Origin of the sequence: Bradyrhizobium sp. PMVTL-01, assembly GCF_051861855.1 — a bacterium.
GTDB lineage: Bacteria > Pseudomonadota > Alphaproteobacteria > Rhizobiales > Xanthobacteraceae > Bradyrhizobium.
In genome coordinates this window covers 756936-778885 of the sequence record NZ_CP193982.1, presented here as the reverse complement: position 1 = coordinate 778885, position 21950 = coordinate 756936, and the positions used below count along the sequence as shown (strand labels likewise).

Here is a 21950-nt window from a genome sequence, read left to right as displayed (position 1 = left end):
AAGCACGTCGAGATTGTCCCTGCAGGGCCAGAGCCCGCACCCGGCGCTCCGCGCCGACCCCCTGCAAGCGGGAGAGGTGACCGGGTTCGGAGCACGAGCGTCCCACATGACGAAAAAACACCGCCCGGTATGACGGCCATGCGACAGCCGCCCCACGTCCTTTTTCGGCTGGCGTCCCGCCCCATGTGCGGGTACCGATAGGGCATGCATTCGAAAAACGACACCGTGCAGTCCTCGGCTGAGGCCCTGCGCTATCCCTGGGACCAGCATCCCGGCCCCGAAGAGGTCGTGGAGATCCGGCCGGGCGTGTTGTGGGCGCGGCTGAAACTGCCGTTCCGCCTCAACCACGTGAACATCTATCTGCTGGCCGACGGCGACGGCTATGCCATGGTCGACGCGGGCTTCGGCAACGAGGAGACGATCGAAGCCTGGACGAAGCTGTTCGACGGTCCGCTGAACGGCGTCAACATCACGCGCCTGATCGTCACCCATTCGCATCCCGATCATGTCGGGCTCGCGGGCTGGATCGTGGAGCGGTTCAACTGCCCGCTGCTGATGTCGCAGGTCGAATATCTGCAATCGGTCTATCACCAGAACCGCGGCACCGAGGAGCGGAAGGAGGCACAACGGCTGTTCTTCCGCCGCCACGGCATGGACGAGTCGCTGACCGAAAAGCTGCTCGGCCGCGGCCAGGACTATCTCAAGCGTGTCTCGGTGCTGCCGCCATCCTACCGCCGCATCTCGCATGGCGACGAGGTCGTGATCGGCGCGCGCCGCTTCAAGGTGATCACCGGCGGCGGGCACGCGCTCGACCAGGTGATGCTGTATTGCGCCGACGACAAGCTGTTCCTCTCCGCCGACCAGGTGCTGAGCAAGATCTCGCCGAATGTCAGCGTGTGGGCGGTCGAGCCCGACCAGAACTCGCTCGGCGAATATCTGGCCTCGCTCGCCAGCCTCACCACCACCCTGCCCTATGACCTCTTGGTGCTGCCCGGGCACGGCGTGCCGTTCTACGGCCTCAAGACCCGCATCAAGCAGCTCGCCGACCACCACGAGGAGCGCTGCCGCCTGATCGCGGACGCCTGCCGCGAGCAGCCGAAGACATCCCGGGAGCTGGTGCCCGTGGTGTTCAACAAGCATGTGCTGGACGAACACCAGATGGGCTTTGCCGCCGGCGAGCTGGTCGCCCACGTCAACTACATGATCGTCGAGGGCCGTCTGACCGCCGAGACGAAGGACGGCGTGCTGCAGTTCCGGACGACGTGAGTGGTGCTTCACCTCGCCCCGCTGGCGGGGCGAGGGAGCAGATCTCGGGCGCAGCTAACAGCTCACTTCATATTCACGATCGCGTGCAGCGCCGCGATGTAGCCGAACGGCCCGAGCCCGCAGATCACGCCCGTTGCCACGAACGAGATCTTGGAGTGGCGATGATATTCGTCGCGGGCGTGGATGTTGGAGATGTGCACCTCCAGCACCGGCCCCTCGAACGTCTTGATCGCGTCCATGATCGAGACCGAGGTGAAGGACAGGCCCGCCGGATTGATGATGATGGCATCGGCATCCTGCCGCGCCGACTGGATCAGATCGACCAGCACGCCTTCGTGGTTGGACTGGTGGAAGGCGAGTTTGAGGCCGAGCTTGGCGGCGGCATCCTCGCAGCTCGCATTGACCTCTGCGAGCGTCGTCGTGCCGTAGATGTGCGGCTCGCGGATGCCGAGCATGTTGAGGTTGGGACCGTTGAGGATCATAACGCGCTTCATGGAAAACGTCCTTTCGAAGGCCAGGTCGAGCATGCTCTCCGGGCCAATGGCGCATGCGCTGCGAGAATCGGATTGGGTAGAGCCGGCGGCCGCGATCTAGCAAAGCGTGTGCCAGGCCGAGAGGGAAGGCCCGGGCAGGCGAGGCCGCATCCCGGCTGATGCTGCAAAGCAACATTACCTCTCGCGCGAACTTGATCGGGATCAACTTTCAAATCGCACGATAGGGCATTTTGCCCAAACGCCCTGCGGGCCCAGATGTGGGATAGCGCATAGACATTGGAGTTGGAAAGGCTCTAAGAAGATGCTCCCCCTTGGTCAGGTTCCGTCTTAGGTTTTGCCGATGGATTACAACCAGTTCTTCAATTCCGCCCTGGACCGTCTCCACTTCGAGCGGCGCTATCGCGTGTTCGCCGATCTCGAGCGCACGGCCGGCCGGTTCCCACATGCGGTCTGGCATTCTCCCAAGGGCAAGCGCGACGTCGTGATCTGGTGCTCCAACGACTACCTCGGCATGGGCCAGCACCCGAAGGTCGTGGGGGCCATGGTCGAGACCGCTACCCGGGTCGGCACCGGCGCCGGCGGCACCCGTAACATCGCCGGCACGCATCATCCGCTGGTGCAGCTCGAGGCCGAGCTCGCCGACCTCCACGGCAAGGAAGCCGCGCTGCTGTTCACCTCGGGCTATGTCTCGAACCAGACCGGCATCGCGACCATCGCAAAGCTCATTCCGAACTGCCTGATCCTGTCGGACGAGCTCAACCACAATTCGATGATCGAAGGCATCCGCCAGTCCGGCTGCGAACGCGTCGTGTTCCGCCATAACGACCTCGCCGATCTCGAAGCGCAGTTGAAGGCTGCGGGCCCGAGCCGGCCGAAGCTGATCGCCTGCGAGAGCCTCTATTCCATGGACGGCGACGTCGCGCCGCTCGCGAAGATCTGCGATTTCGCCGAGAAATACGGCGCGATGACGTATGTCGACGAGGTTCACGCGGTCGGCATGTACGGCCCGCGCGGCGGCGGCATCGCCGAGCGTGACGGCGTCATGCATCGCATCGACATCCTCGAAGGCACGCTGGCCAAGGCATTCGGCTGCCTCGGCGGCTACATCGCCGCCAACGGCCAGATCATCGATGCCGTGCGTTCCTATGCGCCGGGGTTCATCTTCACCACCGCGCTGCCGCCGGCAATCTGCTCGGCCGCGACCGCCGCGATCAAGCATCTGAAGACCTCGAACTGGGAGCGCGAACGCCATCAGGACCGCGCTGCGCGCGTCAAGGCGATCCTCAGCGCCGCCGGCCTGCCTGTCATGTCGACCGACACCCACATCGTGCCGCTGTTCGTCGGCGATCCCGAGAAGTGCAAGCAGGCCTCCGACCTGCTGCTCGAAGAGCACGGCATCTACATCCAGCCGATCAACTACCCGACCGTGCCCAAGGGCAGCGAACGCCTGCGCATCACGCCCTCGCCCTATCACGATGACGGCCTGATCGATCAGCTCGCCGAAGCGCTGTTGCAGGTGTGGGACCGCCTCGGCCTGCCGCTCAAGCAGAAGTCGCTGGCTGCGGAGTAGGGTTCTCTCTTGCCTCTCCCCGCTTGCGGGGAGAGGCCGGATTGCATCGCCAGATGCGATCCGGGTGAGGGGGAGTCTCGGCGATTTCAACTGTCACCGTCCCCGCGGAGAGCCCCCCTCACCCGACCCTCCTCCCCGCAAGCGGGGCGAGGAGAGCAGGCAGCCCATCCCACGCCTTAACGACAACCCCGGTTCCCGGCCTCGCAGGTCATTTCGCTGTCGCTTGCGTCCCTGCAACGCGCTAGATTTGCAAGGGAAAATGATACCGGGCGCGTTGGCGTCCAGGGAGAAGCGCGCTCGCCATGCTGCACGACTGGGGCGTGATCGCCGCCGCCTTCGGCTATATCGGCTTCCTGTTCCTGGTGGCGAGCCATGGCGACCGCCGCTCGCCGGCCGGGCGCGGTCGTGCGTCCGGGCTGATCTATCCGCTGTCGCTGGCGATCTACTGCACCTCCTGGACCTTCTTCGGCTCGGTCGGCTTCGCCACGCGCACCTCGACCGACTTCCTCGCGATCTATGTCGGGCCGATCCTGATGATCGGGCTCGGCACAGGCGTGCTGCGCCGCGTGATCCAGCTCGCGAAAACCCACAACATCACGTCGATCGCCGACTTCATCGGCGCGCGCTACGGCAAGAGCCAGGCGGTGGCGGCGACCGTGGCCCTGATCGCGATCATAGGCTCGGTGCCCTACATCGCGCTCCAGCTCAAGGCGGTGGCCTCCTCGCTGGAGACGATCCTGAGCGAGGACCAGGCCTTTTCCCACATCCCGATCCTCGGTGACATGGCGTTGATGGTAACGCTGGCGATGGCGGCCTTCGCGGTGCTGTTCGGCACGCGGCAGACCGATGCGACCGAGCACCAGCACGGATTGATGCTGGCGGTGGCGACCGAATCGATCGTCAAGCTGGTCGCCTTCCTTGCCGCCGGCATCTTCGTCACCTTCTGGATGTTCTCGCCGCATGAACTGATCGAGCGCGCGATGAGGACGCCGGAGGCGGTGCGCACGATCAACTATTCGCCGTCGATCGGCAACTTCCTGACCATGACGCTGCTGTCGCTGTGCGCGGTCATGCTGCTGCCGCGCCAGTTCCACGTCAGCGTGGTGGAGAATTCCAGTGATGCCGAGGTCGGTCGCGCACGCTGGCTGTTCCCGCTCTACCTCGTCGCCATCAATCTGTTCGTGATCCCGATCGCGCTCGCCGGCCTCGTCACCTTCCCATTCGGCGCGGCCGACCCTGACATGTACGTGCTGGCGCTGCCGATGGAGGGCGGCGCGGATCTGCTCAGCGTTGCCGTCTTCGTCGGCGGCCTGTCGGCGGCGACCGCGATGGTGATCGTCGAGTGCGTCGCGCTCTCCATCATGGTCTCGAACGACCTCGTGGTGCCCCTGGTGCTGCAGCGGCGGCCGGAGGGACGCACCGGCGGCGCCGATTTCAGCGACTTCCTGCTGCGCTCGCGGCGCCTGGCGATCTTCACCATCATGGTGATGGCCTATTTCTACTATCGCGCGCTCGGCAACACCCAGCTCGCGGCGATCGGCCTGCTCTCCTTTGCCGCCATCGCCCAGCTCGCGCCGAGCTTCTTCGGTGGGCTGTTGTGGCGGCGCGCGACCGCGCGCGGCGCGATCGGCGGCATGCTGGTCGGCTTTGCGGTGTGGCTCTACACGCTGTTCATGCCGAGCTTCATGGATTCCTCCACGACGGGCATCCTGTGGCTCCAGCACGGCCCGTTCGGAATCGAGGCGCTGCGGCCGCAGGCGCTGTTCGGCGCCGACCTGCCGCCGCTGATGCACGGCGTGATCTGGTCGCTGTCCCTCAACATCCTCACCTACGTGCTGCTCTCGCTGGCCCGGCGGCCGTCGTCGATCGAGCTGGTGCAGGCCGATCTGTTCGTGCCTAACACGCTCGCCCCGATCGCCCCGAATTTCCGCCGCTGGCGCACCACCGTCACGGTGCAGGACATCCAGACCACGGTGGCGCAATATCTCGGGCCCGACCGCGCCCGGCATTCTTTCGAAGCCTTCTCGGCGCGGCGCAATGTGCGGCTCGAGCCCGGAGCACCCGCCGATTTCGAGCTGTTGCAGCACGCCGAGCACCTGATCGCTTCGTCGATTGGCGCTGCGTCCTCGCGCCTCGTGATGTCGCTGCTGCTGCGCAAACGCACCGTCTCGGCCAAGGCCGCGCTGAAACTGCTCGACGATTCCCATGCGGCGCTGCATTTCAACCGCGAGATCCTCCAGACCGCGCTCAATCATGTGCGCCAGGGCATTGCGGTGTTCGACGCCGATCTGCAACTGATCTGCTCCAACCGGCAGTTCGGCGATCTCCTCAACGTCCCCCCGCATTTCATCCAGTTCGGCACGCCCTTGCGTGAAATCCTGGAATTCATGGGCGTAAGCGATCCCGACAATGAGGCGGAGCGGGAGGCGATGATCGAGCAGCGGCTCGTGGCCTACACCACCGACGGCGAGCCCTATCTCGAGCGCCTGCCGGAACGCCACATGGTGATCGAGGTGCTCACCAACCGCATGCCCGGCGGCGGCTTCGTCATCACCTTCACCGACGTCACACCGACCTTCGAGGCGGCGGAAGCGCTGGAGCGCGCCAACGCGACGCTGGAGAAGCGCGTGCGCGACCGCACCGAGGAGCTGACCCGGCTGAACTCGGAACTCGCGCTTGCCAAGAGCACGGCGGAAGATGCCAGCATCTCCAAGACGCGCTTCCTCGCCGCCGCCAGCCACGACATTCTGCAGCCGCTGAACGCCGCCCGGCTCTATGTCACGAGCCTGGTCGAGCGCCAGCACAATGGCGAGGAGACGCGGCTGGTCGAGAACATCGACGAATCGCTCCAGGCCATCGAGGAGATCCTCGGCGCGCTGCTGGACATCTCCCGGCTGGATGCTGGCGCGATGGCGACCTCGATCTCCAGCTTCAAGATGGCCGATCTGATGCGCTCGCTGGAGATCGAGTTCGCGCCGATCGCGCGGGCCAAGGGCCTCGATCTCGCCTTCGTGCCCTGCTCGCTGCCGGTGCAGTCGGATCGGCTGCTGCTGCGGCGCCTGCTCCAGAACCTGATTTCCAACGCGATCAAGTACACCCCGCGCGGCCGCGTGCTGGTCGGCTGCCGACGCCAGGGCGCCTCGCTCAAGATCTGCGTCTACGACACCGGCGTCGGCATCCCGCCGGTCAAGCGCGGCGAGATCTTCAAGGAATTCCACCGCCTGGAGCAAGGCGCGCGGATCGCGCGCGGCCTCGGCCTCGGCCTGTCGATCGTCGAACGGCTGGCGCGCGTGCTCAACCACGGCATCGCCATCGACTCCGCCATCGGCGGCGGCTCGGTCTTCTCGGTGACAGTGCCGACCGCAAAAGCGATCACGCTCACCGCCGCCGTGACCAGCGCCACGCCGCTGGCGCGCACGCCGATCGCGGGTGCGCTGATCGTCTGCATCGAGAACGATGCCGCGATCCTCGACGGCATGCGTACGCTCCTGAAGGCCTGGGACGCCGAGGTGATCGCGGTCGCCGATCCCGAAGCCGCGATCGTCGCGATCGAGGCTGCCCGCAAGCGCGTCACCGGCCTGCTCGTCGACTATCACCTCGACCGCGGCAACGGCATCGCCGCGATCCGCGATATCCGCCGCCGTTTCGGCGACGCCATTCCAGCGATCCTGATCACCGCCGACCGCAGCCCCGCCGTGCAACAGGCCGCGCGCGAGGAAAAGATCGCCGTGCTCAACAAGCCCGTGAAGCCGGCCTCGCTCCGCGCCCTGCTCGGCCAGTGGCGCACGCAGCAGATGGTCGCGGCGGAATAGCGGCGAGAGAGCCGCGCATATGTCAGGTTCTGCGACCAAATCTACCCTTGTCGCGGTGTTGCGCCTCACTGCGAACAGCTGATCCGCGTGCAAATGCGTCGCACGCGGAGTTCGGCTGCGCGGCTTCACACCGGCGTTCCAGGCCGTGATCGACTCGTTGCGGGCCGCCAACGTCTTGCCGGTGATAGCGTGCGGCAATGAAGGTCCGCAGACCAGCCGATCACCCGGCAACTACGCCAATGTCCTGTCCATCGGTGCGATGGACGTCCACAACAAGGTGCCGGACTTCTCCAGCAGTCAGCGCTTCAATCGCCCGATCAATCCGTTGTGCCCCGCCCTCGCCGCGCCCGGGGTGGCTGTCACCTCTTGCGTTCCCGGCAACCGCTACGAGACGATGGATGGGACCTCGATGGCGACACCCCACATCGCCGGTCTCGCGGCGCTATTGTTGCAGGCTCGACCGGACGCAACGGCAAACCAGCTCGGGGGGCATCGAATGAGTGCTCAGGCACCGTCGGCCTCGATGACTGCCTTGGCAAAGGCCTGCGGTGCTTCCTGCGGCAAATTGTGGCCGATGCCGCCCGTGATCAGCCGAAACTCGTAGCGGCCGGAGAACTTCTTGGCATAGGTGCTGGGGTCGGGATGCGGCGCGCCGTTGGCGTCGCCTTCCATCGTGATCGTCGGCACGTCGATGACGGGAGCTGCCGCCAGCTTCTTTTCGAGCTCCTCATACTTCGTCTCGCCCTGGGCAAGCCCAAGCCGCCAGCGGTAATTGTGGATCGTGATCGCGACGTGATCCTTGTTGTCGAGCGCAACCGCGCTGCGGTTGAAGGTGGCGTCCTCGAACTTCCATTGCGGCGAGGCCAGCTTCCAGATCAGCTTGGCAAAATCGTGCGTGTATTTCTCGTAGCCGGCGCGACCGCGCTCGGTCGCGAAATAGAACTGGTACCACCATTGCAGCTCGGCCGACGGCGGCAGCGGCGCGCTGCCGGCGGCCTGGCTGGAGATCAGGTAGCCGCTGGCCGACACCAGCGCGCGGCAGCGATCCGGCCACAGCGCGGCGATGATGTCGGCGGTGCGAGCGCCCCAGTCGAAGCCGGCGATGACGGCCTTCTTGATGTCGAGCTTGTCCATCAGCGCGATGACATCGACCGCCAATGCAGCAGGCTCGCCGTTGCGAAGCGTCTCGCTGGAGAGGAACTGCGTCGAGCCGTAGCCGCGGAGATAAGGGATGATCACGCGATAGCCGGCCTTCGCCAGGATCGGCGCAACGTCGGCGAAGGCGTGAATGTCGTAGGGCCAGCCGTGCAGCAGGATCGCGACCGGCCCGTTCGACGGGCCAGCCTCCGCATAGCCGACATTGAGGACGCCGGCCTCGATCTGCTTGATCGCGCCAAAGGACGCATTCGATGCGGAGGCGCTTGGCGCTTCCGTTTCGGCGCGGGCAAGTTCAAGGACGCCGAGACCGACGGCGACCGTTCCGGCGGCGACGCCAAGGAACTTGCGGCGGTGCTGGTCGATGAGCTGCTTCATGTTGCTACCTCGTTGATGGTTGCCGTCCGGGTCACGAAAGTCCTCCTTGCCGTCGCGCAACTGACTATCAACGCCTGCCACGCAAGGCTCGTTTGGACTTGTGAGAAGTTGTGAGGCCTGCATGGAACTCGTTGAGCAAGGTACGAAGGATCGCCCTCCAGTGCACATCTCGAACAGCGGACGCACCTTCGACTTCTCGCGACGTTTTCCGCCGGAGGCTTGCTGTCGCTTCACGCGCTCTTGAAAAGGGCGCAGGGAAGGCCGGGTGCCGGCTGGCACCCACGGTCCGCTGTGCGCATGTAGCGCAAAAGAACTGCACAGCGGCATACAGGTGAAGCCGAACACACGGCCTTCCCCTGCGCAGGGGTTGGACGGCTTATGCCGTGCTCTCCCGGGAGCCGAGTTCCTTCTGGCCTCCCTTCGCCCCAACGAAATTCGCCGGCACCGCGCCGGTTGACGCGACAAGCTCGGCGGTCGGCGCGGAGCTTGGATATGGGCGAGCCGATGAGTAGACGCTCTACCCCGTCGGCGTGCCCTGCTTCCACTGGCCGCCGGCGATCTTCGCGGCGGCGATCACGGCTTGCGTCCGGCTCTCGACGCCGAGCTTTTGCAGGATCGCCGAGACATGCGCCTTGATGGTGGCTTCGGAGACGCCGAGCTCGTAGGCGATCTGCTTGTTGAGCAGTCCCTCGGACAGCATCATCAGGACCCGCACCTGCTGCGGGGTCAGCGTCACCAGGCGGTCGCGCAGGCGCGTCATGTCCGGATCGGCGGCGGCCGACAGGTCGGTGTCGGCGGGAACCCAGACGTCGCCTTCCATCACCTTGAGAATGGCGTCGCGCAGCGTCTCGACGCCGAACCGCTTGGGAATGAAGCCGGAGGCGCCGAAATCGAGCGAGCGTCGGATCGTGGCGCTGTCGTCGGAGGCCGATACGATCACCACCGGGACCGCCGGATATTGCGCACGCAGATAGATCAGGCCGGAGAAGCCCGAGATTCCGGGCATCGAGAGGTCGAGCAGAATCAGGTCGACATCGGAGGTCTGTTCCAGGAGCTTGGTCAGGTCCTCGAACGATCCGGCCTCGTCGATCCTGGCCGAGGTCAGGACGCTCGCCACTGCCTGCCGGAGCGCATCACGGAACAGGGGATGGTCATCGGCAATGACGAGATGGGTCGAGGGAGCGTTCATCGTTCTCTTGCTGTCGTTCGCGACCGGCCGGCGAGTCGCTGCCGCGGCAGGTCAATTCTTCCCTGCCCGGCCGTGGCATGCAAGTGCCCATTATCCCTTTGCTGCAAAGGGTTAATCCGCAAGCCTTCGTTGCCGTGCCCGCGCCCGATCCCGTGCAGTCGAGGGGCGCGTCAGTGCGCAAGGCCGAAAGTCGTATTGGGGCGGGTTTCACGCCGATGTTACCTTGCGGGCAAGACCTGGGTCGATCCGGCATGTCCGGACGCCCGGGGCGCGAGGAAACGCATTTCGGGGAGCGACCCAATATGTCGACAATGGCTGTGTCTCAGGCCGGCGCAGGAGGGATGACGAAGGACGAACGGTTCGTCATTCTCGCCTCCTCGCTCGGTACCGTGTTCGAGTGGTACGACTTTTACCTCTACGGTTCGCTCGCCTCGATCATCGGCGTGCAGTTCTTCTCGGATTATCCGCCGGCCACCCGCGACATCTTCGCGCTGCTGGCATTCGCGGCGGGCTTCCTGGTGCGTCCGTTCGGCGCGATCGTGTTCGGCCGTATCGGCGACATCGTCGGCCGCAAATACACCTTCCTCGTCACCATCCTGATCATGGGTCTTTCGACCTTCATCGTCGGCCTGCTGCCCAACGCGGCGACCATCGGCATCGCGGCCCCGATCATCCTGATCGCGCTGCGCCTCGCCCAGGGCCTGGCGCTCGGCGGCGAGTATGGCGGTGCGGCGACCTATGTCGCGGAGCACGCGCCGAACGGCAAGCGCGGCTACTACACCTCCTTCATCCAGACCACCGCAACGCTGGGTCTGTTCCTGTCGCTGCTGGTGATCCTGTTCACCCGCACCGCGACCGGCGAAGCCGAGTTCGCCAAGTGGGGCTGGCGAATCCCGTTCCTTGTGTCGGTCCTGCTGCTCGGCATCTCGGTCTGGATCCGGCTGCGCCTCAATGAATCGCCGATCTTCCAGAAGATGAAGGAAGAGGGAAAGAGCTCGAAGGCGCCGCTGACGGAAGCCTTCGGCAACTGGCAGAACGGCAAGCTCGTGCTGCTCGCCCTGCTCGGCGGCACCATGGGCCAGGGCGTGGTCTGGTACACAGGGCAGTTCTACGCGCTGTTCTTCCTGCAATCGATCCTGAAGGTCGACGGCTATACCGCCAACCTGCTGATCGCCTGGTCGCTGTTGTTCGGCACCGGCTTCTTCATCGTGTTCGGTGTCCTGTCCGACAAGATCGGCCGCAAGCCGATCATCCTCGGCGGCTGCCTGATCGCGGCGCTGACCTTCTTCCCGATCTTCAAGATGATCACCACCAACGCCAACCCGGCGCTGGAAAAGGCGATCGAGTCGGTCAAGGTCGAGGTGGTGGCGGATCCCGCAGGCTGCGGCGACCTGTTCAACCCGGTCGGCACCCGCGTCTTCACCGCGCCTTGCGACACCGCACGCGCCTTCCTGTCGCAGTCGTCGGTCAAGTACACGACCACTCCGGCCCCGGCCGGCTCCGCCGTGAAGGTGGTGGTCAACGGCAAGGAAGTTCCGTACACGAACGCCAAGGACAGCAACCCCGCCGTTCTCGCCGCGGTGCAGGGGGCTGGTTATCCCAAGGCCGGCGATGCGGGCATCGTGAAGATGGCGCATCCGTTCGACATCTTCCGCCCGCAGGTCGCAGCCATCATCGGCCTGCTGTTCATCCTGGTGATCTTCGTCACCATGGTCTACGGACCGATCGCGGCGATGCTGGTCGAATTGTTTCCGACCCGCATCCGCTACACCTCGATGTCGCTGCCCTACCACATCGGCAATGGCTGGTTCGGCGGCCTCCTGCCCGCCACCGCCTTCGCCATCGTGGCCTCGACCGGCGACATCTATGCCGGCCTCTGGTACCCGATCATTTTCGCTGCGATCACCGTGGTCATCGGCTTCCTCTTCGTGCCGGAGACCAAGGACGTCGACATCAAGGCGACCTGATCGAAGCCAGCGAACCCCAACGAGACCAACCGGCCGCGCTCTCCGCGGCCGGTTTTGTTTTGGATGTCGCGGCGCGTCTTCTTCACGCGAGCGGTATCCGCTTCGCTCGAATACGCCCTACCGGTTGCTGCCGATGAATTGCAGCACCACCTCGCGCCGGTGCGGGCGGGCGCGGTGCTCGACCAGATAGATCGCCTGCCAGGTACCGAGCGCAAGCCTGCCGTTCAGGACCGGGACCTGCAGCGAGGTCTGCGTCAGCATGGTCTTGATGTGCGCGGGCATGTCGTCCGGTCCCTCGGTATCGTGCGTCCAACCCGCATCCTCCGGCGCCAGCCGGGACAGCGCGGTGGTGAGATCGACCAGCACCGAGGGATCGGCATTCTCCTGGATGGTCAGCGACGCCGAGGTGTGACGGATGAACAGTGTCAACGAGCCCTCGCCTGCGCGCACCTCGGCGACGAATTTTGCGGCTTCGCTGGTGAGGTCGGTGAAGCCGCGGCCCGGGGTCTGTACGGTGAGCAGCGACGACGAGATAGTGGTGGCTTGCACCGTCGATGGCGCCGAGCGGGTTACGGATTTGGCTGATGTCATAGAGGGCCTCATAACGTCGTCCCGGCCTAGTGCCCAATTGCGTACGGGAGCCCGGGCCCATTACCCCGAATGCGCGTGACGGCGAAAGGTGGCAACGCGCATCGAGAAGGAACCGACGGGCCGCGGCGTATGGCTCCTGGCTTGTCGCCGGGACGACAATTCAAATCTTCCCCGACACGTCCTTTTGCACCCGGTTGGCCATGTCGATCAGCCGGCGCCACGCCTTTTCCAGGAACGACATCACGCGATCAAGGTCCTGATCGCTGGGCAGCGGGATCTCGATCTTGCGCTCGCCTTCGGCGGCCTTGGGCTCTGCCTTTTTCAGCGGATCGGATTTCGGCAGTGGCTCCTCGATCTTGCCCGACACGGTCGGCCCGGCCGCGAGCTGGCCCTTCAACTTCTCGACCTCAGCCTGGAGCCGGCCGATCTCGGCATCGAACGCGGCGCGCTCGTCGGGCACCGCGTAGCAGGCCCAGCCGGTCCCATTCCTGGTGCAGGTCGACATCGTTCCCGTGCGGGTGTCGAGCCGCAGCACCCCCTCGGGGATCGGCGTCATTGTGTAGCGGCCGTTTTCACCGTCGGGCGCCGATTGCGCGGCCACAAGGCTGCCGCTGACCATCACGGCGGCGAACGACGCCGCGAGCCATGATGCTGTGGATGACCTCACTGGTCTCATCGCGCTCTCCGCTACCACGCGCGGGTGGCACCTCCGCAATTCTACACCGCGGCGCGGCGATCTGCCGCCAAAAACACCCGCCCGAAATCAACAATCGCGCCAGCCCGTTTGATCCCGGCAGCGCGGCGAAATGGCGACGACGTCCACCGATCAAGAGGAGACCTGCTGCGGTGCGGCGTCACGCTGTGCGCAGCGCTGCCGCGCGCGGCGATATCGTCAAGTAAATCAGATACATAACAGAAAGCGACGCAATCGTGACTTGGCTTGACTTGATTATGGGCCATCAGTATGGTCCGCGCGGCTTTTGAGGGTGGCGGGCGTAATTTCCATTCAGCCGGTGCGTTTCGGGTCTTCGTTGCATGACACAGGGCACGGGACACGGCGGGAATGGAGATCGCGATAGATCGCCCGAGGAAGCTGCGCTTTCCGAACGGCTCGGAAATCTTGATCAGCGGTTGTCCGAACTTCGCGACCGCCGCCCCAAGACCGAGCAACCCGCAGGTGACGGTGAGGACAGAGCGGCCAGAGCCTCGGCGATGGCGCTTGGTTTCCGGTTATCCTCGGAGTTGGTCGCCGGTGTCGCTGTCGGGGCGGGGATTGGCTGGGGGTTCGACCGCTTGCTGTCGACGTCGCCTTTCGGATTCATCGTGTTCCTGCTGCTGGGCTTCGTGGCCGGCGTGGTGAATGTGGTGAGATCGGCAGGCGCGGGTCAAAACAGGCGCGGTGGCTCGTAAGGCGATCCGCACAGGAGAGGAATGATCGTGCCGGCCTTGCCGGTACGGGCCGGCCCGGCCGGCAGACCGAGACCCGCCGGCATTGCCCGGCAGACCAAGAGATGCCGCGCCGATGAAAATCGATCCGATCCACCAGTTCAACATCGAGCCTCTCTTCACGATCGGCCATATCGGCAATCAGACGATCGCCTTCACCAATTCATCGCTCTACATGCTGGTGGCAGTTGCGATCATCTCGCTCCTGATGCTCGCCAGCGGCTCGCAGCTCATTCCCGGGCGCCTGCAGTCGGTCGCCGAAATCTCCTACGAGTTCGTCGCCTCGACCATCCGTTCGACGGCCGGCGCGGAAGGCATGAAGTTCTTCCCGCTGATCTTCTCGCTGTTCATGTTCATCTGCGTCTCGAACCTGGTCGGCATCATCCCGTACACCTTCACGGTGTCGAGCCACCTGATCGTCACCGTCGGACTGGCGCTGCTGGTGTTCTTCACCGTGCTGATCTACGGCGTCGCCAAGAACGGCCTGAAATTCTTCTCGATTTTCGTTCCTCACGGCGTCCCCGGCTACATCCTGCCGCTGGTCATGTTCATCGAGATCCTGTCGTTCTTCCTGCGGCCGGTCTCGCACAGCATTCGCCTATTCGCCAACATGCTGGCCGGCCACATCGCGCTGAAGGTGTTCGCGGGCTTCGTCGCCATGCTGGGCTTCTCGCTCGGCGCCATCGGCTGGGTCGGCGGCGTGCTGCCGCTGGCGCTCACGATCGCGCTGTACGCGCTCGAGATTCTGGTCGCGTTCCTGCAAGCCTATGTGTTTGCGATCCTGACCTGCATCTACCTCAACGACGCCATTCATCCGGGACACTGAGCGGTCCGGGGAATTTCCACCCACAACTCAATCTTTCTTCCAAGGAGTCTAAAATGGATCCGGCAGCAGCAAAACTTATCGGCGCGGGCATCGCGTGCATCGGCATGGGCGGTGCGGGCGTCGGCGTGGGCGTGATCTTCGGCAACTACCTCGCCGCAGCGGTCCGCAATCCGTCGGCCGCTCAGGGCCAGTTCGGCAACCTGATCTTCGGCTTCGCCGTGACCGAAGCGCTCGGCATCTTCTCGCTGCTGATCGCGCTGCTTTTGCTGTTCGTTTTCTAAGGACGACTTCTTTCGCGCCGCTTCATCCGAAGCGGCGCGTGACAGCAACAGGAGTACTCCATGGCCGAGAGTCATGGCGGGGCAAAAAGTCCGGCGGCGGGCGCTCACACCGAAGCCGATGGCGGTCATCACGGCGGCGGTTTTCCGCCGTTCGAGAGCAGCACTTTTGCTTCGCAGCTGGTGTCGCTCGCGATCTTCTTCGTATTGCTCTACGTGATCGTGTCCAAGCTCGCTCTGCCGAAGGTCGGCGGTGCGATCGAGGCGCGCCAGAACAAGATCGAGGGTGACCTCGCCGAAGCGCAGAAGCTGAAGGACCAGTCCGAGGCGGCGCTGAAGGCCTATGAGGGCGAGCTCGCTGCGGCGCGTTCGCGCGCGCAGGCGATCGCCAGCGAATCCCGCGACAAGGCGAATGCGCAGGCGGATGCCGAGCGCAAGGTGCTGGAAGAGCAGCTGGCGGCCAAGCTCGCCGAGGCGGAGAAGACCATCGCCTCGACCCGCACGACCGCCATGAGCAACGTCCGCGGCATCGCGGCCGATGCGGCAGGCCAGATCGTGCAGCAGCTCACCGGAGTCGTTCCGGATGCGGCGTCGGTCAATGCCGCCGTTGATGCGTCCTTGAAGGGTTAGCCACAGATGTTCTTCGATCCTGAAACCTGGGTCGCCATCGCCTTCGTGATCCTGATGGTCGTGTTCGGCTATCTCGGGGTGTTCAAGTCGGCGATGACCGCGCTCGATCATCGCGCTGAGCGCATCAAGGCCGAGCTCGACGACGCGGCGCGTCTCAAGCAGGAAGCGGCCAAGGTGCTCGCCGACTACAAGGCGCGCAGCGCCACGGCCGAGCGCGAGGCTGCCGACATCATCGCCAACGCCAAGGCCGAAGCCGATCGCATCGCGGCCGACGCCAAGGCGAAGATGGAAGATTTCGTCGCCCGCCGCACCAAGACCGCGGAGAGCAAGATCGCGCTCGCCGAGGCCCAGGCGCTGGCCGATGTCCGCGCCGCAGCCGCGGAGGCCGCCGTCCAGGCCGCTTCCACGATCCTGTCGCAATCGGTCAAGGGCCAGGCCGCCGACGACCTGCTCGCCAAGGGCATCAACGAAGTCAGGCAGAAGCTGAACTGAGGCCCTTGCCTTCATCAATCAAAAAAGCCGGCGCGCGAGCGCCGGCTTTTTTTTGTCCGATAGTCCTCCCGCAACCCGCCTCACTCGTAGTCCACCTTCATCAGATACAGCCCGTCCGGCGGCGCGACGATGCCGCAGGCGGTGCGGTTGCGGGCGGCGAGGGCTGCAGAGAGATCGTCCGCGGTCCAGCGGCCCTCGCCCACCCAGACCAGCGATCCCACCATCGAGCGCACCTGGCTGTGCAGGAACGAGCGCGCCGAGGTGATGACGATGATCTCGCGGCCGTCGCGAATCACATCGAGCTGGTCGAGCGTCTTCTCCGGCGATTTGGCCTGGCACTCGGTGTCGCGGAAGGTGGTGAAATCGTGCTTGCCGAGCAGCCGCTGCGCCGCCGCGTGCATGGCCTCGGCATCGAGCTTGCGCGGCACGCGCCAGGCATGGCCGGCGTCGAGCGCGAGATTGGCGCGGGTGTTGACGATGCGGTAGCGGTAGTGGCGCTTGACTGCCGAAAAGCGCGCCTCGAACGTATCGGGCACGATCTCGGCCTCGATCACCCCAATCGGATGCGGACGCAGATGCGCATTGAGCCCGTCGCGAAAGCGGCCGGGCGGAAACTGCTTCTCGACGTCGACATGCGCGACCTGGCCGCGCGCATGCACGCCGGCATCGGTGCGGCCAGCGCCATGCACCCGCAGATCCGCGCCGGTCATCGCCTTCACCGCCGCTTCCAGCGCACCCTGCACCGACGGCAGCGTGTCCTGCACCTGCCAGCCGAAGAACGGCGCGCCGTCATATTCGATGGTGAGCTTGTAGCGCGGCATCAGGCCAGCCGCATCGGCGGCTTCACAGGTACGCCGCGCAGGAAGTCCGCGGCCTGCATCCGGCCCTTGCCCTCGCGCTGAAGCTCGAGAATGCGGATCGCGCCCTCACCGCAGGCGATCGTGAGCTGATCGTCCAGCACTTCTCCCGGCTCGCCCGATCCCTCCGCCAGCTCGCAGCGCAGGATCTTGACGCGTGCATTTTCGAGCTCGGCCCAGGCCCCGGGGAACGGCGACAGACCGTGGATGTGGCGCAGCACCGCATGCGCGGGCTTGCTCCAGTCGATCCGCGCCTCGGCCTTGTCGATCTTGGCGGCGTAGGTGACGCCGTCCTCGCTCTGCTGTTTCAGCTGGAGCCCGCCGCGTTCGAGCGCGGCCATGGCGCGGACCATCAGGTCGGCGCCGAGGCGCGAGAGACGGTCATGCAGGTCGCGCGCGGTCATGGTGTCGGTGATCGGAAGGCGCTCGGCCATGGCGACATCGCCGGTGTCGAGGCCGACATCCATCTTCATCACCATGACGCCGCTCTCGGCATCGCCTGCCATGATCGCGCGATTGACGGGGGCGGCGCCGCGCCAGCGCGGCAACAGCGACGCGTGCAGATTGTAGCAGCCGAGCTTCGGCGCATCGAGGATCGCCTGCGGCAGGATCATGCCATAGGCGACGACCACGCCCGCGTCGGCGTCGAAAGCGCGAAACTCCTCTAGCGCTTCCGGAGTCTTCAGCGTCTTCGGCGTCAACACGGCAATACCGAGTTTTCGCGCGGCTTCTTCAACCGGGGTAGGCTGCAATTGCAGGCCGCGCCGCCCGCCGGGCTTCGGCGCACGGGTGTAGACCGCCACGATCTCGTGGCCATGCGCGACCAGCTCGAGCAGCGTCGGCACGGAAAAATCGGGCGTGCCCATGAAGATGAGGCGGAGGGGCATGACAAGGACCCAGGTGCATTCCCTCCCCCCTTGTGGGGGAGGGTTAGGGAGGGGGGTGCCACACGACGCGCTCTCACGATTTGAGCGCGGATCGGTTCTTCGCCCCAGTTAAACCATTTGCTGGGCTGCCCCCCTCCCCTGCCCTCCCCCACAAGGGGGAGGGAGCAGAGTAGGGCATGTGGCAGAACCGATCGGCTGCAATTCACTCGCCCGCGCGCTTGGCGGCTTTCTCGAACTTCTTCATCACACGGTCGCGCTTGAGCTTCGACAGATAGTCGACGAACAAGACGCCGTTGAGGTGGTCGATCTCGTGCTGGATGCAGGTGGCGTAGAGGCCCTCGGCGTCCTCCTCGTGCACCTTGCCGTCGAGATCGGTGAAGCGCACGCGCACCTTCGCGGGACGCTCGACCTCCTCGTAATATTCGGGAATCGACAGGCAGCCCTCCTCGTAGACCGACAGCTCCTCCGAGGAAGCCAGGATCTCCGGATTGATGAAGACGCGCGGCTCGTGCTTGGTCTCGCCGTTCTCATCGCGCTTGGCGAGATCCATGGTGATCAGCCGCAGCGGCTGCGCGACCTGGATCGCCGCAAGGCCAATGCCGGGCGCGTCATACATGGTCTCGAACATGTCGTCGGCGAGCTTGCGGATCTCCGAGGTGACCTTCTCGATCGGCTTGGAGACCAGGCGCAGCTGCTTGTCGGGCAGGATGATGATTTCTCGTAGGGCCATGGCCGCGATTTAAGCCGCGCGCCGGATGCGGTCAATGCGGCGAGGAACCCCGTTAACCCTCCGCTAACCATAAAACTTCAGGTTTCGTTAACCATAAGAATTCAGGGACCATTAACCGACGACGTTCCCCCTTCGTTCGCACCTCACCGCGAATCGGTTAGAACAGCAGGCATGAATGAGATCATTGTCATGCTCGGCGACTTGCCGGTGCGCACCATCGATGTGCTGATCGGTTTCGGCGCGCTCGTCCTCATCCTGCTGGTTGTGATCGCGGTCGTGATCGCACGCTCGGGACGGCGCGGCGCGGAACTCGCCATGGCGCACGCGATCCGGGCCGACGAGCTCGAGGAACGCCTCGCCCAGGTGCTGCGCGCCCAGAGCGAGGCCTCGGGCCGGGTCGACGCCATGACCCAGGCGCTGGCTGGCCGGCAGGCCGAGATGGCTCGGGCCGTCAACGAGCGGCTGGATTCGGTGACCCACCGCGTCGGCCAGTCCATGGAACATTCGACCCGCAACACCATGGAGAGCCTGCGCGCCCTGCATGAGCGGCTCGGCATCATCGACAACGCGCACAAGAACCTCACCGACCTCACCACGCAGGTGACGACCCTGCGCGACGTGCTCGCCAACAAGCAGTCGCGCGGCGCCTTCGGCCAGGCCCGGATGGAGGCGATCGTCCAGGACGGCCTTCCCAAGGGCTCCTACGAGTTCCAGTTCACGCTCTCGACCGGAAAAAGGCCCGACTGCGTCGTGTTCCTCCCCGACCAGCGCCCGCTCTGCATCGACGCCAAATTCCCGCTGGAGGCCATGACGGCGCTGCACGATGCCCGCACCGACGAGGAGCGGCGCGTGGCCACGCAGCGGCTGCGCGGCGACGTGATGAAGCATGTCAGCGACATCGCCGAAAAATACCTCGTCACCGGCGAGACCCAGGAGATGGCGCTGATGTTCGTGCCGTCGGAATCCGTCTACGCGGAGATTCACGACGGCTTCGACGACGTGATCCAGAAGGCCTATCGCGCCCGCGTGGTGCTGGTGTCGCCCTCGCTGCTGATGCTCGCGATCCAGGTGATGCAGCAGATCATGAAGGACGCGCGCATGCGCGATGCCGCCGACCAGATCCAGACCGAGGTGATCAAGCTCGGCGACGATCTCGGCCGCCTGCGCGATCGCGTGGTCAAACTGCAGAAGCATTTTTCCGACGCGAACGAGGACGTCCGCCAGATCCTGATCTCCGCCGACAAGATCGAAAAGCGCGCAGGGAGAATCGAGGAGCTCGATTTCAGCAAGACCGACGCGGCGGAAGGGCCGAGGCTGGTGGCGACGGCCGCGCCGGAACTGTTTCCAAGGAAGCTCCAGGCGGGGGAGTGAATTTAAGGCACACTGTCGTCGCCCGGCTCGACCGGGTGACGACAGCTCACCTGTAGGGCCAGAATCTGCTAACACCCCCCCATGACCGCTCCCGACGCGACCTCCTCCGCCGCGACTGCCGCCCCTGCGCCCTCCTGGCGGGAGAGCCTGGCCGTGTACCTGCAACCGCGGGTGCTGATCGTGCTGTTCCTCGGCTTCTCCTCCGGCCTGCCGCTGGCGCTGTCGGGATCGACGCTGCTGGTGTGGATGCGCGAAGCCGGGGTCGACCTCAAGACCATCGGGCTGTTCGCGCTGGTCGGCACGCCCTACACGCTGAAGTTCCTGTGGGCGCCGCTGGTGGATGCGCTGCATGTGCCGCTGTTCACCCGCGCGTTCGGGCGGCGGCGCGGCTGGCTGGTGTTCTCGCAGCTGCTGCTGATCGTCGCGATCGTGCTGCTGGCGATGACCGACCCCGCTCGCTCGCCATTCTATGTTGCACTGGGCGCGCTGCTGGTAGCGACGACGTCCTCGACGCAGGACATCGTTGTCGATGCCTTCCGCGTCGAGAGCCTGCCGGAGAGCGAGCAAGCCGCCGGCATGGCGGCTTACGTCGCAGCCTATCGCATCGGCATGCTGGTCTCGACCGCGGGTGCGCTGTTCATCGTCTCGGGTTTCGAGGGCAACGGCATCCCGCGACCATCGGCGTGGATGTGGGGCTATGTGGTGATGGCGGCGATGGTGCTGATCGGGACGATCACGGCGCTGGTCGCGACCGAGCCCGAACAATCAGTGCGGGCCGAGGCCGCGACGCAAGAAGAGACTGCGTTCACGCGCGTGCTGCATGCGGCGATCGGCGCCTTCTCGGAGTTCCTGACGCGCAAGGACGCGCTCGCGGCACTCGCTTTCGTGGTGCTGTTCAAGTTCACCGACGCCTTCTCGGGCACGATGACGGCGCCGTTCGTGATCGACCTCGGCTTCACCCGCAACGACTATGCGGCGATCGTCAAGGGCGTGGGCCTCGCCGCAACCCTGATCGGCGGGTTCGCCGGCGGGTTCGTGGCGCGGCGCTATTCGCTGGCGACATCGCTCTGGATCGGCGGTGTGGTGCAGGCGCTCGCCAATCTGTCCTTCTCCTGGCTCGCCGTGGTCGGCACCAACCAATGGGCGCTGGCGCTCGCCATCTGCGCCGAGAATTTCACCAGCGCGATCGGTACCGTGATCTTCGTCGCCTATCTCTCGGCGCTGTGCCAGAATCCGCTGCACACGGCGACGCAATATGCGCTGCTCACCGCGCTCGCGGCGGTGGGGCGGACGTATCTGTCATCGAGCGCAGGCTATGTCGCGGAGACGACGGGGTGGCCGCTGTTCTTCGTCATCTGCGTGCTGGTGGCGATCCCGAGCCTGATGCTGCTGGCCTACTTGCAGAAGCGCGGGCATTTCGAGGCGCTGGGGCCGGTGCGGGTGTGAGCTGACGCTCCGACCACCGACATTGCGAGCGAAGCGAAGCAATTCAGACTGCCCTGGGCGGAAACGGCCTGGATTGCTTCGTCGCAAGGGCTCCTCGCAATGACGGCCGAGGGAGTGGCGCGCCCCCTACTGCTTCTTGATCAGGCTCCACTTCGTGATCACGGCCTCGCTCATCTGGCCGGGATCGCTGGCGCAGGCGACCTCGTCGACCTTGACCGAGATCTCCTTGCCGACGAACGACTTCAACTGCGCGGCCTGCGCGTCGCTGGCGGTGACGAGCTGGAAGGTTTCGGGGCCGGTTTCGAGATTGCACAGCCCGCCCGGCGCCGGCAACCGGCGCGGTTCGGAGGTGATCTGGTAGGTCGCGATCCGCTTGCCCGCGTTCTTCACGTCGCGCACTTTCAATGCGGTCAGTTCTCCCGAGAGCACGTCACCGGTGTTGATCGGCTTGCCGGGCTTGGGGGCCGGCGGCGCCGCATCGTCCTGCTGCGCGGAGATCGCCGGGGTCACCAGCAGGAGCATCGTCGCGGCCAAAGCCAACCGTGTGGCGAAGAGTTTCGTCATG

General features: G+C 65.2%; 22 protein-coding genes. 12 read left to right on the top strand and 10 right to left on the bottom strand.

Annotated features, from left to right (window positions below; translation table 11 throughout):
* Nucleotides 1-204 precede the first annotated feature (204 nt).
* On the top strand, nt 205-1266 hold the full coding sequence (locus ACRQ5Q_RS03650) for an MBL fold metallo-hydrolase (RefSeq protein ID WP_439396082.1): 1062 nt from the start codon (nt 205-207) through the stop codon (nt 1264-1266).
* A 62-nt stretch (nt 1267-1328) separates the two neighbouring features.
* Here the strand turns inward: ACRQ5Q_RS03650 and aroQ are convergent, their stop codons facing one another.
* The gene (gene aroQ / locus ACRQ5Q_RS03645; protein ID WP_439372796.1) at nt 1329-1760 is read right to left on the bottom strand and encodes a type II 3-dehydroquinate dehydratase; all 432 of its coding nucleotides are present in this window, start codon (nt 1758-1760) and stop codon (nt 1329-1331) included.
* Nucleotides 1761-2100: 340 nt separating this feature from the next.
* On the opposite strand from aroQ, the gene hemA reads away from it, so the two are divergent.
* From hemA to ACRQ5Q_RS03630, 3 genes are all read left to right on the top strand, one after another.
* Nucleotides 2101-3330, top strand: coding sequence for a 5-aminolevulinate synthase (gene hemA, locus ACRQ5Q_RS03640; RefSeq protein WP_439396080.1), 1230 nt, complete (start codon nt 2101-2103; stop codon nt 3328-3330).
* 302 nt (nt 3331-3632) lie between these two features.
* The gene (locus tag ACRQ5Q_RS03635) at nt 3633-7142 is read left to right on the top strand and encodes a PAS domain-containing hybrid sensor histidine kinase/response regulator (RefSeq protein ID WP_439396078.1); all 3510 of its coding nucleotides are present in this window, start codon (nt 3633-3635) and stop codon (nt 7140-7142) included.
* Nucleotides 7143-7287: 145 nt separating this feature from the next.
* The gene (locus tag ACRQ5Q_RS03630) at nt 7288-7746 is read left to right on the top strand and encodes a S8 family peptidase (protein ID WP_439396076.1); all 459 of its coding nucleotides are present in this window, start codon (nt 7288-7290) and stop codon (nt 7744-7746) included.
* Here the strand turns inward: ACRQ5Q_RS03630 and ACRQ5Q_RS03625 are convergent.
* Both ACRQ5Q_RS03625 and ACRQ5Q_RS03620 read right to left on the bottom strand, forming a co-directional pair.
* Nucleotides 7647-8675 (bottom strand): alpha/beta fold hydrolase, encoded by a 1029-nt coding sequence (locus ACRQ5Q_RS03625; protein ID WP_439396074.1) that lies wholly within the window; start codon nt 8673-8675, stop codon nt 7647-7649. The two genes, ACRQ5Q_RS03630 and ACRQ5Q_RS03625, sit on opposite strands and share 100 nt — an antisense overlap.
* 517 nt (nt 8676-9192) lie before the next feature.
* A complete protein-coding gene (locus ACRQ5Q_RS03620; RefSeq protein ID WP_018643430.1) occupies nt 9193-9864 on the bottom strand; it encodes a response regulator in 672 nt (223 codons plus the stop codon).
* Between the two features lie 341 nt (nt 9865-10205).
* On the opposite strand from ACRQ5Q_RS03620, the gene ACRQ5Q_RS03615 reads away from it, so the two are divergent.
* Nucleotides 10206-11831: an MFS transporter gene (locus ACRQ5Q_RS03615; protein WP_439372791.1), complete on the top strand. Its 1626-nt coding sequence runs from the start codon at nt 10206-10208 to the stop codon at nt 11829-11831.
* Nucleotides 11832-11948: 117 nt separating this feature from the next.
* On the opposite strand, the gene ACRQ5Q_RS03610 is transcribed toward ACRQ5Q_RS03615, so the two are convergent.
* The 3 genes from ACRQ5Q_RS03610 to ACRQ5Q_RS03600 all read right to left on the bottom strand — a co-directional run bounded on the left by ACRQ5Q_RS03610 (nt 11949) and on the right by ACRQ5Q_RS03600 (nt 13382).
* On the bottom strand, nt 11949-12422 hold the full coding sequence (locus tag ACRQ5Q_RS03610; RefSeq protein WP_439396072.1) for a secondary thiamine-phosphate synthase enzyme YjbQ: 474 nt from the start codon (nt 12420-12422) through the stop codon (nt 11949-11951).
* Between the two features lie 160 nt (nt 12423-12582).
* Nucleotides 12583-13098 carry a hypothetical protein gene (locus ACRQ5Q_RS03605; protein WP_439396070.1) on the bottom strand — a complete coding sequence of 172 codons (516 nt, stop codon included), beginning with the start codon at nt 13096-13098 and terminating at the stop codon, nt 12583-12585.
* A gap of 41 nt (nt 13099-13139) precedes the next feature.
* Nucleotides 13140-13382, bottom strand: a complete 243-nt coding sequence (locus ACRQ5Q_RS03600; RefSeq protein ID WP_439372788.1) for a hypothetical protein — start codon at nt 13380-13382, stop codon at nt 13140-13142.
* Between the two features lie 75 nt (nt 13383-13457).
* On the opposite strand from ACRQ5Q_RS03600, the gene ACRQ5Q_RS03595 reads away from it, so the two are divergent.
* The 5 genes from ACRQ5Q_RS03595 to ACRQ5Q_RS03575 all read left to right on the top strand — a co-directional run bounded on the left by ACRQ5Q_RS03595 (nt 13458) and on the right by ACRQ5Q_RS03575 (nt 16094).
* Complete coding sequence (locus ACRQ5Q_RS03595; RefSeq protein ID WP_439372787.1) at nt 13458-13832, top strand: AtpZ/AtpI family protein; 375 nt, start codon at nt 13458-13460, stop codon at nt 13830-13832.
* Nucleotides 13833-13944: 112 nt separating this feature from the next.
* On the top strand, nt 13945-14694 hold the full coding sequence (locus ACRQ5Q_RS03590; RefSeq protein ID WP_439372786.1) for a F0F1 ATP synthase subunit A: 750 nt from the start codon (nt 13945-13947) through the stop codon (nt 14692-14694).
* Nucleotides 14695-14747: 53 nt separating this feature from the next.
* Nucleotides 14748-14975 carry a F0F1 ATP synthase subunit C gene (locus ACRQ5Q_RS03585; protein WP_018643436.1) on the top strand — a complete coding sequence of 76 codons (228 nt, stop codon included), beginning with the start codon at nt 14748-14750 and terminating at the stop codon, nt 14973-14975.
* Between the two features lie 60 nt (nt 14976-15035).
* Complete coding sequence (locus ACRQ5Q_RS03580; RefSeq protein ID WP_439396068.1) at nt 15036-15602, top strand: F0F1 ATP synthase subunit B family protein; 567 nt, start codon at nt 15036-15038, stop codon at nt 15600-15602.
* Nucleotides 15603-15608: 6 nt separating this feature from the next.
* Nucleotides 15609-16094, top strand: coding sequence for a F0F1 ATP synthase subunit B family protein (locus ACRQ5Q_RS03575; protein WP_439372784.1), 486 nt, complete (start codon nt 15609-15611; stop codon nt 16092-16094).
* An 80-nt stretch (nt 16095-16174) separates the two neighbouring features.
* Here ACRQ5Q_RS03575 and truA read toward each other — a convergent pair whose 3' ends face one another.
* The 3 genes from truA to def all read right to left on the bottom strand — a co-directional run bounded on the left by truA (nt 16175) and on the right by def (nt 18568).
* Nucleotides 16175-16915 carry a tRNA pseudouridine(38-40) synthase TruA gene (truA, locus tag ACRQ5Q_RS03570; RefSeq protein WP_439396066.1) on the bottom strand — a complete coding sequence of 247 codons (741 nt, stop codon included), beginning with the start codon at nt 16913-16915 and terminating at the stop codon, nt 16175-16177.
* Entirely contained in the window at nt 16915-17838 is a 924-nt protein-coding gene (gene fmt / locus ACRQ5Q_RS03565) for a methionyl-tRNA formyltransferase (RefSeq protein WP_439396064.1), read from the bottom strand. The genes truA and fmt overlap by 1 nt, the downstream gene beginning before the upstream one ends.
* Nucleotides 17839-18040: 202 nt before the next feature.
* On the bottom strand, nt 18041-18568 hold the full coding sequence (gene def, locus ACRQ5Q_RS03560; RefSeq protein ID WP_439372781.1) for a peptide deformylase: 528 nt from the start codon (nt 18566-18568) through the stop codon (nt 18041-18043).
* 171 nt (nt 18569-18739) lie between these two features.
* Here def and ACRQ5Q_RS03555 point away from each other — a divergent pair, with 171 nt between their 5' ends.
* Nucleotides 18740-19939, top strand: coding sequence for a DNA recombination protein RmuC (locus ACRQ5Q_RS03555; RefSeq protein ID WP_439372780.1), 1200 nt, complete (start codon nt 18740-18742; stop codon nt 19937-19939).
* 81 nt (nt 19940-20020) lie between these two features.
* The gene (locus tag ACRQ5Q_RS03550) at nt 20021-21385 is read left to right on the top strand and encodes an AmpG family muropeptide MFS transporter (RefSeq protein ID WP_439396063.1); all 1365 of its coding nucleotides are present in this window, start codon (nt 20021-20023) and stop codon (nt 21383-21385) included.
* Between the two features lie 126 nt (nt 21386-21511).
* Here the strand turns inward: ACRQ5Q_RS03550 and ACRQ5Q_RS03545 are convergent, their stop codons facing one another.
* Entirely contained in the window at nt 21512-21949 is a 438-nt protein-coding gene (locus tag ACRQ5Q_RS03545) for a hypothetical protein (protein ID WP_439372778.1), read from the bottom strand.
* Between the last annotated feature and the right edge of the window lies 1 nt (nt 21950).